8 protein-coding genes and 1 pseudogene are annotated in these 12,870 nt (G+C 40.6%); 2 read left to right on the top strand and 7 right to left on the bottom strand.

Going from position 1 to position 12,870, the window contains the following annotated elements; genetic code table 11:
• Positions 1-2: 2 nt before the first annotated feature.
• From trmD to nth, 5 genes are all read right to left on the bottom strand, one after another.
• Positions 3-728: a tRNA (guanosine(37)-N1)-methyltransferase TrmD gene (gene trmD / locus ODU39_RS02520; protein ID WP_024406314.1), complete on the bottom strand. Its 726-nt coding sequence runs from the start codon at positions 726-728 to the stop codon at positions 3-5.
• Positions 718-1,236, bottom strand: a complete 519-nt coding sequence (rimM, locus tag ODU39_RS02515) for a ribosome maturation factor RimM (RefSeq protein WP_172026829.1) — start codon at positions 1,234-1,236, stop codon at positions 718-720. The genes trmD and rimM overlap by 11 nt, the downstream gene beginning before the upstream one ends.
• Before the next feature lie 97 nt (positions 1,237-1,333).
• Positions 1,334-2,683, bottom strand: coding sequence for an MATE family efflux transporter (locus tag ODU39_RS02510; RefSeq protein ID WP_398579776.1), 1,350 nt, complete (start codon positions 2,681-2,683; stop codon positions 1,334-1,336).
• Positions 2,684-2,752: 69 nt separating this feature from the next.
• A complete protein-coding gene (gene guaC / locus ODU39_RS02505; protein WP_024410089.1) occupies positions 2,753-3,736 on the bottom strand; it encodes a GMP reductase in 984 nt (327 codons plus the stop codon).
• 285 nt (positions 3,737-4,021) lie between these two features.
• Positions 4,022-4,645, bottom strand: coding sequence for an endonuclease III (gene nth / locus ODU39_RS02500; protein ID WP_012775083.1), 624 nt, complete (start codon positions 4,643-4,645; stop codon positions 4,022-4,024).
• A 97-nt stretch (positions 4,646-4,742) separates the two neighbouring features.
• On the opposite strand from nth, the gene ODU39_RS02495 reads away from it, so the two are divergent.
• A complete protein-coding gene (locus tag ODU39_RS02495; RefSeq protein ID WP_398579775.1) occupies positions 4,743-5,606 on the top strand; it encodes an NAD(P)H-hydrate dehydratase in 864 nt (287 codons plus the stop codon).
• Between the two features lie 43 nt (positions 5,607-5,649).
• On the opposite strand, the gene ODU39_RS02490 is transcribed toward ODU39_RS02495, so the two are convergent.
• Positions 5,650-10,398 (bottom strand): S8 family serine peptidase, encoded by a 4,749-nt coding sequence (locus tag ODU39_RS02490; RefSeq protein ID WP_398579774.1) that lies wholly within the window; start codon positions 10,396-10,398, stop codon positions 5,650-5,652.
• Positions 10,399-10,852: 454 nt separating this feature from the next.
• Here ODU39_RS02490 and ODU39_RS02485 point away from each other — a divergent pair.
• A pseudogene (locus ODU39_RS02485) lies at positions 10,853-11,186 on the top strand (transposase); the annotation flags it as partial.
• A 48-nt stretch (positions 11,187-11,234) separates the two neighbouring features.
• On the opposite strand, the gene ODU39_RS02480 reads toward ODU39_RS02485, so the two are convergent.
• The gene (locus tag ODU39_RS02480) at positions 11,235-12,773 is read right to left on the bottom strand and encodes a ClC family H(+)/Cl(-) exchange transporter (RefSeq protein ID WP_398579773.1); all 1,539 of its coding nucleotides are present in this window, start codon (positions 12,771-12,773) and stop codon (positions 11,235-11,237) included.
• Positions 12,774-12,870 lie beyond the last annotated feature (97 nt).

Below are 12,870 nucleotides of genomic sequence, written 5' to 3'. Positions count from 1 at the left end.
GTCTAATCAACTGTGTCTTCTGCTTTGATTTTTTCAAAAATAGTTAACTCTTCAGCTGTAAAATTGTAGTTTTCTAACAAGTCTGGACGACGTTGATAGGTTTTGCGTAGACTTTCTTCCAACCGCCATTTACGAATATTTTCATGGTGACCGCTCATGAGAACATCTGGAACTACCATTCCACGATACTCGTATGGTCGGGTGTATTGAGGATATTCCAATAGCCCTGATGAAAAACTATCATCCGTATGACTGACTTCCTTACCAATAACCTCTGGAATCAGGCGAACGGTAGCATCAATCATGGTCATAGCTGCCAACTCTCCACCTGTCAGAACATAGTCCCCGAGAGAAATTTCGTCTGTTACCAAGGTCTTAATCCGCTCATCATATCCTTCATAGTGACCGCAGATGAAAATCAACTGCTCTTCCTGTGCCAATTCTTCGGCATAGGCCTGATTGAAAGTACGCCCAGCGGGATCCAATAGGATAACACGTGGAGTGGTTTGTTCAATGCTATCCATGGTATCAAAAATTGGCTGGGCACGAAGCAACATACCTTGTCCTCCGCCATAGGGTTCATCGTCCACATGGCGAGCCTTTTCAGCCTTCTCTCGGAAATTGTGGTAATTGATCTCCAACAAGCCCTTGTCACGCGCCTTGCCCACAATAGAGTGTTCAAGTGGCGCAAACATCTCTGGGAAGAGGGTCAAAATATCAATTCTCATCGTCTAGGCCCTCGAGCAATTCCACATCGACACGGTTATTTGGAATATCAATGTTCAAGACAACAGGTGGAATATATGGCAAGAGTAAGTCTTTCTTACCTTTTCGTTTTACCACCCAGACATCATTGGCACCTGGCTGCAAGATTTCCTTGATTTGTCCGATCAGAATATCATTCTCATAGACATCCAAGCCGATAATTTCATGGTAATAAAACTCACCATCTTCAAGGTCGGTCAAGTTTTCCTCGGCAATTTTCAAACTAAAGCCCTTGTACTTTTCAATATCGTTGATATGGTACATGCCCTTAAACTTGATAATATCAAAGTTCTTAGCCTTACGATGACTAGCAATTTCCACTTCCATGACAAACTGGTCTTTGTCATTAAACAAGGCCAATATTGCCCCTTTCTTGAAGCGTTCTTCAGCAAAATCGGTCACAGACAAAACACGCATTTCCCCTTGTAGGCCTTGCGTGTTAACAATCTTTCCTACGTTAAAATAATTCATAATTTCTCCATTTGATTTTCTATCTTTTTATTTTAACATGAGCAAGATATTTTCACAAGAGAGAAAAAGCCGGATGCCTCCGACTTTCATAGTTAATTTATTTCACGGACAAATGAGTGTGAGCTATTTTGATCAAGCGTAAATTAAGAGCTATTCCGCAGACAAAAATCCCAGAAATAAGACCAATCCAATAGGCTTCTGGACCCATTTGGAAAAATCTTTCAAGCAAGAATGCGACGGGGAAGGTCATGGACCAATAGGCGACCAAACCAAGTACAAAGGGAATGGTGGTATCCTTGTAACCACGTAAAATCCCCTGAATAGGTGCTGTAAAGGCATCTGCTAACTGGAACATGAGGGCAAAGCTAAGAAAATGCGAGGTCAGACGGATAAATTCTGCATCATTACCATAAAGGTAGGCAACTTTGGAACGGAAAAAATATAGGAAAGTGAGTGTTAAGCCTGCAAAACCAAGTGCCACCAGGCGTCCTAGACGGCTGTAGGCTTTCACATCTTGTGGTCGTTTAGTCCCTACTTCATAGGCAATGACAATAGCTAGGGCTGAAGAAACTGAGGAAGGAAAGGCATATAATAATGTCGCAAAGTTCATAGCTGACTGGTGGGCTGCTATAATCTGGGCTGAAAATTTTGCCATGTATAGCCCTACTACTGCAAAAATTGCTACTTCTGCAAAGACTTGTAAACCGATGGGAAGTCCGATTTTCAGTCCTTCTTTCAGTAAAGCACCATCAATCGGACTCCACCGCCAAAGCTCATAAGAAGCAATGGTCTTATTTTTGCACATGACAATGACGATTACTAGCAGTACCGCCCAGTAAGCCAAAGCAGTACCCAATCCAGCTCCAGCTCCGCCTAGGGCCGGTAGGCCCATTTTCCCATAAATTAAGAGATAGTTAAATAGACTGTTAAATGGGACAAGGAGCAACATGAGGTACATGGATAGCTGAGTCAAGCCGAGGGCGTCGAAAAAAGAGCGACAGACGCTAAAGAGTAAGAGAGGCAGGATGCCAATGGAAATAAAATAGAGGTACTGTCTACCAACTTGAAAAACAGATTCATCAAGTCCAAACTGAGCCAAGGCGGGAACAGCGATAAATAGGATCGAGCACAAGAGTAAAATGGTTAATCCGATGGCTAGATAGACAAACTGATGAAACTCCTCACGAATCTTATCTCTTTCACCTTTTCCTAAATGTTGAGCGATGATTGGGACCAGTGCAGATACAATCCCTGTTAGAAATGAAAAAAGCGGATTCCAAAGACTTGTTGCCATGGAAACACCTGCCAAATCCATAGTGCTGTACTGGCCTGTCATCATGGTATCGATAAAGGATGCGGAGTAATTAGCAAATTGATAAATTAAAATGGGCAAAAATATTTTGATAAAGAGCCAGAGCTTCTCTTTGTTATTTCTTGTTTGGTACATGCTTATTCTCTTTCAATTTTATATAAATATTGTAACAAGAAAAGGACCTGCATTGCAAGTCCTCTTTGACTAGATAGAGTCACCATTCCAGATAGAGTTTTTCACGATAACATAGTCCACATGCTTCAAGCTGGTAATGTCACGTCCACCTGCATAAGAAATAGATGACTGCAAATCTTGCTCCATTTCAACCAGAGTATCTTTCAAATGTCCTTTGGCAGGGAGTAAGATTTTCTTACCTTCTACGTTTTTATAGGCACCTTTTTGGTATTCCGATGCAGAACCATAGTACTCTTTGAATTTCTCGCCATCAACTTCAATTGTTTTACCTGGGCTTTCAATGTGACCGGCAAAGAGCGAACCAATCATGACCATGCTTGCGCCGAAGCGGATAGATTTGGCAATATCTCCGTGGGTACGGATACCTCCGTCCGCAATAATTGGTTTACGGGCAGCTTTTGCGCACCAACGAAGGGCTGCCAACTGCCAACCACCTGTACCAAAACCAGTCTTAACCTTTGTAATACATACTTTACCTGGACCAATACCAACTTTTGTAGCATCTGCACCAGCATTTTCCAATTCACGGACAGCTTCAGGAGTACCGACATTTCCAGCAATGACAAAGGTCTCAGGCAATTCTTTCTTGATGTGCTTGATCATCTTAATCACACTGTCAGCATGCCCATGTGCAATATCAATGGTGATAAACTCAGGGGCATCAGCTTTCAAGCTAGTCACAAACTCATATTCATATTCTTTTACGCCAACAGAGATGGAAGCAATCAAACCTTGCTCGTGCATGCGTTTGATAAATGGAATACGACCAGCTTCATCGAAACGATGCATGATGTAGAAATACCCTTCTTTGGCAAGCATTTCTGCTACATCTTCATCAATAATAGTCTGCATATTAGCTGGAACAACTGGTAGTTTAAAGCTATATTTCCCAAGAGTCACTGTTGTATCTGCCTCGGAACGGCTATTGATGATACATTTATTTGGAATGAGCTGAATATCTTCGTAGTCAAAAACTGGAGTTTCGTTGAACATGCTTCTACCTCTTTTTCTTAACATTGGAACAGAAAAACAGTTTGTTTTTCGTATTTTTTCCTTATTACAAGATATAGTATAGCTTATTGTTTGTGTTTTGTCAATAAAAAAGAAACCTATCTAGACAATATTCGGATATATCACTTTTGGGACTCGTTTATAAAACATAACATTCGTATAATTCTTTTCTGAGTTACTATTCTTATAAAATTTTAAAAAATGTTCAGAATTTACTCAAACAATTTCACATAAAAACTAAAAAAATCTTCAAAAACAGAAGATTTTTTAGTCAAATTCATATAATTGTGGGAATTTTTCGCATTCAGGGTTCTTAGGATGGCAAACCTCACGACCAAAATAAATCATAGCTTGATGAGCAGGGAGCCAGAGTTCAGGAGGTAAGACTTCCATGACTCGTTTTTCTGTTTCCAGGGGTGTAGCCGATTTTTTGACAATATCGTGGTGTTTACAAATCCGTCCCACGTGGGTATCAACTGCAAAGGCTGGGATTCCGAAACCGACACTTAAGACAACATTGGCCGTTTTTCTTCCCACTCCTGCCAGAGCTTCTAATTCCTCACGAGTCTGCGGAACAATGCCATTATGCCGTTCCATCAACTGCTGGGCACAGTCTTTTAAAAACTTTGCCTTGTTTCGGTACAAACCCAAACGAGAAATATAAGGCTCAATATCCTTCACTTCTGCTGCCGCCATGGCTTGGGGAGTAGGGAAAGCTGCGAACAAACCAGGTGTTGCCTTATTCACCGCAGCGTCTGTAGTTTGAGCAGATAAGAGCACTGCACATACCAACTCAAAGTGATTTCGAAAGTCCAAGCTAGGCTTAGCATCAGGATATAGAGCGATGATTTCTTCAATAACTTTTCTTGCACGTTTTTTTGATAATACCATGAATTCATTATAACATGAAAACTTGGATTTATCTAAAATCTGGATTGTCATAAATCTCATTCCTCGTGATATAATAAGAAGAAAAGGGGGAATAAGTATGGACTTACAAGAACTCTGTAGAAAGGTTATTCAAGCAAGACCACGCAATAGCCATAAGGGAAGCTATGGTCGAGTCTTGCTGATTGGTGGACTGTATCCTTATGGTGGAGCGATTATCATGGCCGCACTAGCAACCGTCAACAGTGGAGCAGGCTTGGTAACTGTTGCTACTGAAAAAGACAATATATCAGCCTTACATAGTCATCTGCCTGAAGCCATGGCATTTTCATTTGACGATCAAGCCTTGCTGATAAGTAGCTTAGAAAATACTGACTTGGTATTGATTGGTCCAGGTTTTGGGGAAAATAGCAGAGCTGAACAGTTATTGGACTTTGTTTTTGAACATTTATCTGACCAGCAGATTTTGATTCTTGACGGCTCAGCCCTTACCTTAATTGCAAAGCAAAACAGGAAGAACTTCCCGTGTAAACAAGTTATCCTGACACCCCACCAGAAAGAATGGGAACGGTTATCAGCCATTCCGGTTGCTGACCAAACAAGCCAAAGAAATCTTGAAGCCTTGCAATCTTTTCAAGAAAATACAATCCTTGTAGCTAAAAGTTCTGCTACTCAAATCCTAAAAACCCAGCCAAACCAAGTCACTCCAATAGGAGCTGGTGGTCCCTACCAAGCAACAGGAGGTATGGGAGATACTCTTGCAGGTATGATTGCAGGATTTGCTGTACAATTTCCCCATGTTCAACTATATGAAAGAATCCTTGTAGCAACCTACCTCCACTCTTATATTGCCGACCAACTGGCTCAAGATTATTATCTTATAAAGCCAACTGATGTTTCAAGAAACATCCAAAAGACAATGGCTTCAATTTCAAACACAAACAACCGCCTAATCAATGATTAAGCGGTTTTATTATTTAGCAAACTTGTGATAAAGTTAGTGTTGGTTATACTTCTTCCTTATGACGTCGTTTGCTTACTAACAGAGTCCCTAGCCCAATAATGACACCAAGAACAAGATAGTATTTCGTATCATTTTCTCCAGTATTTGGTAGTTGAGTCACCTGTTTTTCTTGATTAGGACTAGATAGACTAGCTTGCAAAGTGACTGGACGAGGTAAAGTTGGTTGAAGGTTTGGCTTCTGACCTATCGGTACATGCCCTGAATTCCCAGTATCTTCTACAGGAGGTGCCTGTACATCAACTTTTTCTGAGTCTATAGGTGGAGGCGTTACAGTGCCTTCATCTTTTTTGTCAGTGGCAGTATTTGCTGGCTCTTTGGCATCATTTGTTGAAGTAGCAACACCATCCAGTTCTGCCTGAGCGCTTGTCAGAACGGCTAGAGCTTGATCGACACTTGCTTGGCTTGCAGATTCATCAACTAGAATCGCTTTCGCTGCTTCAACTGCCTGGTCATAAGCTTGTTTCACGTTCTCAGATGCATTGAGATACTTAGCATCTGTCGCTTTTAATACGGAAGAAACGGATACTGCGCTACGAAGGGCTGAAATATCAGTCTTTTGACCATCTAAGTTGGCTTTCGCTGCTAACAAGTCAGTCAACGCTTGGTTGACAACTGCCTGTGTTACATTCTCTTGGTTCAATACAAGTTGTGCTGAACGAACAGCTGTATCATAGGCAATTTGTTTGGTATTTTCAGCATTGTAATAAATAAAGTTTGCCTGAGTCGGTGTGTAGTTTGATACTTCAGCAATTAGTTTTTCCTTATCGGTAGCCTGACCGTTTAGCTGTTCTTTCGCCGCCACAAGACTGGCAACTGCTGAATCTACTTGTGCCTGATTGTGTTTGTTGGCATATACTGCATTGGCATCTTCTAATGCTTTAGCATAGGCAGTTTGAAGTTCTGGACTAGCATTGTAATAACGCGCTGTTTCTTCAAGTCCTGCAAGTTCAGCAATCAGTTCTTTCAAAGCAACTTTATTAATCAAGGTTAATTTCTTAACATTTGACTGGTTTGCAAGTACTGCTACGTCTAATTCTTCCAAAAATTCATAGCCTTCTGGGAGGGTTGGAAGGATAGTGTAGGTACCAACTGGTACAAATTTACCATAATCAGTCTTAGAATATTTAGCATTTGGTAGCTGAATAGTCTGGCCATCAGCAGTTACCAGTTGGATGGTTGAACCAGAAGGTAGTAATGCATCAATATCTACCAACAAGTTAGCCTTATCTTTCAAAGTCACATAGAAATTCACCTCAGCAATGCTATTTTCTTCCGAAATCGTCACGACTGCTTTTGTTTCACCTGCTAGGCTTGACCACTCTGTATCATATAGGAATAAATCAAAGGTGTAAGTACCAAATGGTAGCTTGAGAACGCTAGTATCGCCGGCATATCGTGGTAATTCTGCAACAATCTTGCCTGTTTCATCGGTGACTGAGTAAGAGAAAAGTATTGGTACAGGACTATTTGTGTCTTTATCAAGAATATTGACAGTTACCAATCCTTTTTCATTGCCAATACTGATCAGATTCTCTACTTTTTCATAGCTGATGTTACCAGCATAATCCTCTACTGTGTAGTAGAATTTTGAAATATCTGCAAGATCAAGAGGCAATGTGAAGGAACCATCGTCATTTTGTGCCACAAATACCTTGTTATCAGAAACGGTTACATCACCATTTTCTAATAAGGAAGGAATAGTTGTCGTACCATTGGCATCTGCTACAAGATAGAATACTTGCTCGCGATATAGACCGGATTCTCCTTTTTCAATGGCTGGACGAGGGTTAAATGTAAAGTTTGTTTCATCATAGGTTGCGGTCGTAATAACTGGTGATTGTCTATCAATGATAACATCGAAAATCATAGTTTGTACTGCTGCACCTGGAACTTCAGATGAGTAGGTCAAAACATATTGATATTTACCATCTGCTAAAGCATTCCCTTCACTGTCTGTTCCATTCCATTCAGTAGGGTAAACAATGCTTGATTTTGGATTTTTAGGATTGCCACTATAGAAGTTTTTATTGCCTGACTGTGGTTGACTTTCCCAAAGTGGATTTCTGCGCTCAGTGTCATCTGCGGCATAGACACTTGCGACTAAATTAGTATAATTTCTTAAGAATACACCTTTGAAGGCAAGAAAATCTTGGTTCTCATCCCCATTTGGTGAGATAGCTAAGTGAGGCTTACCAGATTCATCGAGCTCTAAAACAAAATACCCTGCTTTGTTTTTAAATGTTCCGAGGGTCTTGAGTGCAAAGTCAGAACGCTTATTTGTAGAATAGATTAACTCTTTACTTCCTGTCACGAGACCTGTGTAGTGATGGCTAATATCAACCGTATCTGGCTGTGCTACAACAGGTTCAAAGTAGAAGCCCCCTTTACCATCAGCAATAAAATTGTAAATCGGCTTTTCTAGAACGGCTAGATTTTGGAATTCCCCACGGAAACCAACGTATGGAATGCTGACAATATCACCACCATCGGCTACATCTGTAAATCGAACAAAGCCTTCAAGATAGTAACCATTTTTCATCAATCCTGTCAATTCTTCTGCAAAGCTTGATGCATCGACATTAATTGTAACAGTTGTACTTGAATTAGCTTTCACAGTCACCTTACCGCCAGCAATCTCTGCTAATAGACGTGGAGCCAAGGTGATCAATCCGTTTTGAACAGTATCCGTTGTTAACTGTGTTGAGTAGTTTAAAGTCTTATCTTCGTTTGTAATGTTATGAAGTGTGACCGTAAAGCTGAATGTATCCTCAACATTTCCCAAGGTAATGCTGCCATACCCATCTTCGCCAGTCAAATATAAACCTGTAGAAATAGCTGCCGCAGTATCAATAATACCCGCACCTTGTTGACGTGGTGAAGTGTAGGCATTCGTATCTTTGTTCACATGAGCTTTTGCAGTAGACATAAGCAAGTGTTTTACTAATGCTTCGATTTCTTGAGGAGACTTAGTTGGATAAGTTTCCTGTAAATATTGTTTTACTAATACAGCTACTCCCGCCACATGTGGAGAAGCCATACTTGTTCCCTGCATGTTGGCATAGTCATTATCATTAATCGCTGCATAAATAGCACCACCCGGAGCAGCTAAGTCTGGTTTTAGTTCGCCATCTGCTGATAGGCCCCAACTTGAAAAATCTGAAAGAAGACCTGCTTTGGGGTTAGGACGAATGTCTGTTTCATTATTGAACGCAATCTTATATGGCTTAGCCGCCAAAGCTTCACCGAATTCCAATGGAATGAAGATAGATGGAATTGCGGTAGCTGTATCATCCAGTTGCATGCTCACATTGGCTTCACCTGGGCGGCTATTGAAAATAACGACCCCTACTGCCCCTGCAGCTGTTGCATTGGCTATTTTTTCTGAGAAACTGATGGTTCCTCGTTTGATAAGTGCAAGTTTTCCAGTCAAATCTAAACCATCAAAATCCGAAGCCTGACCGATTCCTGCATAGACATATTCATATTCCTTTCCAACTTCAAATGGTACAGGACTTTTCTCTGGATTATCGAACGAACTCTTTCCGTAGTTCAAATCAGCATTATTTTCTAAGCCAATGATATTAATTACTTTACTGCCAACCGTTGTGTTATTGTAAGAAGCGACAGAAATTGCATCGCGAGCTGTTGAAGGAGCTCCGACCAAGCCATAATCTGGATAATCGGCTGACGGATTAGAATGACCTGAACCAAATGTTCCATCATTACCAGCGGCAATAACAACAGAAACACCTGCACGACGAGCAGCCTCGATTGCTGCAGTCACATTTTCATTCATGTTAACAACAGAGCCGTTAGCTCCTCCCAAGCTGAGGTTGATGCTATCGGCACCCAATTTTACAGCATCTTCAATCGCCTTTACGTACAATGCTGCGCCTGTTGTAGCTTTGAGATCTGAGAATACGCGCATAAACATGACTTGCGCTTCAGGAGCTACACCATACATTAATTGTCCAGCAACTGGTTGCGTCGGATTTCCTGTGGCAATGCTTGTCACGTGCATACCGTGTGAACGTTTATCTTCTTCTTTCAAGACAGTATTCACATCGACATAGTTATAACCAAATACAACCTTATCGTTAAACCATTCACCGTAGGTAATTCCTGCTGCCTTTTTAGCTGCTTCTATCTCTTTTTCTGATTTATATTTCGCAGTTGAGAGGTTTGAAATACGCAATACGTCGTGGTCAACATCAAGACCGGAGTCTATGATTGCAACTACTGTTCCTTCGCCTTTGTAACCACTGTCCCAAACTTTAGGTACTGTAATGATCGTATTACTATCAATGTTTTGTGGTTTCGCTTCTTCCTGATTAGTAATAGCGGTAGTCTCATCTGCTACGGAAAGCTTCTCCTCTTCTTCTACTTTTTCCTCTGAAGCAGCTGGAGTTTCTACAGCTGGTTGAGTTGCTTCTGTCTCTGCATTTGTGACATTTTCAAAAACAGTTCTTCCCTCTCCATTATCTGTAGTGGTTACATCAGTTGGGTTAGCCTCCACAGAAGTGTCAACTAACTCCTCGACTACAGGAGTTTTTGAGGCTGATTCTCTTACGATTGCGTCAGGAACAGTTGCTCCCACCTTAGTCTCTACAAGGCTTGTCAATTCATCTGCAGCTACCGATGGTGCACCTGCAAACAAAAAAACTGCACCCAAAAGAACAGACACAGTTCCAATTTTATACTTCCGAAGTGAGAAAGTTTCTTTCTTTTTCATAACTTTTCCTCCTAGTTTTTCTCCTTTATTATTGGCAAAGCCAATAAATATATTAAAACATAAAATTATCAGCATTGCAAGTATATTCTGAAAATTCAGTTATTTATTCAAACTATAACTAGCTATCAATAATATCTATAACCATAGATACAGATAATGCACACTAAAAAAGGAGCGAGCAAGACATTCATGATGGCTCCGTCCTTACCCACAGAATAATGAAAATAAGCATAAAGCCCTCACTAAGATTATATACCTAATGAGGGCCTTGTTGTTGGTGCATTATTAATGTTAATTATGATGACAAAACTGCTCTACCCTACTGATAAGAACCACAATATGCGCTCAAGAATATGACTAAAATTCAGTAGATAGGCTCTCTAATTTTAAGAAGAAAGGAATTGTCATAGATAATCATGTGTAGATCAAGTCGATATTGTCGTTTGTATTCCCCTCAACTTGTCCAAAGCGTTACTTAGCTACATTTGATACAACGACTAAAGGTCTACCGTGCTTACCACGATTTTCTCAGTCAATTTCATGTGGAAGCTGTTGGTATGGAAAGCACAGATGTCTATTGGTGACCTGTCTGGCATGCTCTATGTGATGACTTCGAGCTAATACTTGCTCAACCAGCCCACATGAAGGCCATTACAGGTCAGAAAACTGACAAGAAAGACGCTTACTGGATTGCCAAATAAATGCGGATTGGTCTGCTTCCTCGGAGTTTCGTTCCCGATGAAATCATTCCAGAATTGAGAAAGTTGACCAGACAACAGAAACATTATAATATTGGGACTTTTCTCATCTCTTTGTTAAGACAATCTAAAAAAATGCTAATCTCCCTCAAATATCCTACGAACGGCATGAATTTGAGAGATTGGAACTGCAACGAGCAAGGAATCACCCATAGAAAGTTGGCTATTTCCTTTCACAATCCTTGACTTACCATGATGAATTTGACTGGTGATCAAGCATGAATCCGGCAAACGTAACTCACTTACAAATATTTGATCCAATGTTTCGTTGACAACAACCTCTATTAAGGTCATATGTTCTTGCTGTTCTACTTCTTCTGGCAGAATTTTTTCCAACATTGCTTCATAGACTGGCGCGCCACCTAAGAGGTCCATCATCACATAGGAACTCAAAGCCACCAACCCGATGACCATCAATTGATTCAAACTTCCTACCATTTCAGTAACTAAAATAATAGCAGTTAGAGGTGCTTTGGAAATCGCTGCGAAAAAGCCTGCCATACCCAATACAATAAACAATAGCATCTGGTCCTGACTGATGAAACCAATATCAAGGAAGAACCGTGCGACAAAAAGCCCAAGGAGACTTCCTAAGGTTAATATGGGCAAAAAGATGCCCCCTGGTAGACCAGAACCATAGGAAATCATGCTCCAGACAAATCGTATTAAAATCAGGATTGCCAATGTCAGTAGTCCTTGTTCCAAATATGGAAGCTCTAAAATCAAATGATGCCCGCCACCCAACAGATTAGGGAAAAAATAACCAATCGGTATAATGAACAAAAAGGCAAATACACTGTAGTATGGAACTGAGAGAGGAATGATTTTTGAGAGGAGGGTATAGAAACCTTGTATATTGAGGATAACAACTTCATATACATATCCAGCAAGTCCAAGGAAAACTCCAAGTAAGATATAGATCCAATATTGGTCAAGAGATAGTAACTGTAAGTCCTTCGGCATATGTAAAACAGGCATTAATCCAAAAACATGTAAGGAAATAAAGTTCGCAGTGATACTGGCTGCCAGGGCTGAGACCCATACCAGACGTGAAAACTGATGATAGACTTCCTCCACAACAAATAAAAGTCCTGCTATTGGTGCATTGAAAGCTGCTGCCAAACCTGCCGCAGCGCCACTAGCAATCAAACTCCTTCTTTCCATTTCACTGGATTTAAGAAGAACTGATACACCTTTAGCCGTTACAGCTCCTAGTTGAATGCTGGGACCTTCACGCCCCAGCATTAGGCCAGATGCAATGGATAAAACACCGCCGATAAATTTTTTCCAAAGGACTGACCACCAGTTTAAATCCATAATTCCTTTTAGTTCTGCCTCTACCTGAGGTATACCAGAACCTTTTGCATTTGGATCGTCTTTGATCAACTTGCCAACAAGTAAAGCTATAACCAGATAAAGCCCTCCAATAAGAAGTAAATAGATTGCATTGTCTGTTGCCAGAGAATAGAGGTGCGTAAAGACAGAAAATAGTTTTTCAATGGCTAAGCGAAATGCAACGACCACTAAACCAGCGACAATGCCAACTAAACTACCACGCAGAACCGAATAGAGGATTGATCGAGAAATAAAACTAACTTCTTTCCGGTGATTTTCCATTGGGATTTCCCTTCCTTTCTATAGTATGTATGACCAAAAAATGGGAGCAATAAGTACTTAGTAAAGAACCTCACTCCCATTCTTTTATTTATATTGC

Source organism: Streptococcus sp. 2021WUSS126 (assembly GCF_044427255.1).
GTDB classification, from domain to species: domain Bacteria; phylum Bacillota; class Bacilli; order Lactobacillales; family Streptococcaceae; genus Streptococcus; species Streptococcus hashimotonensis.
This window is presented reverse-complemented; position numbering and strand designations above follow the sequence as displayed.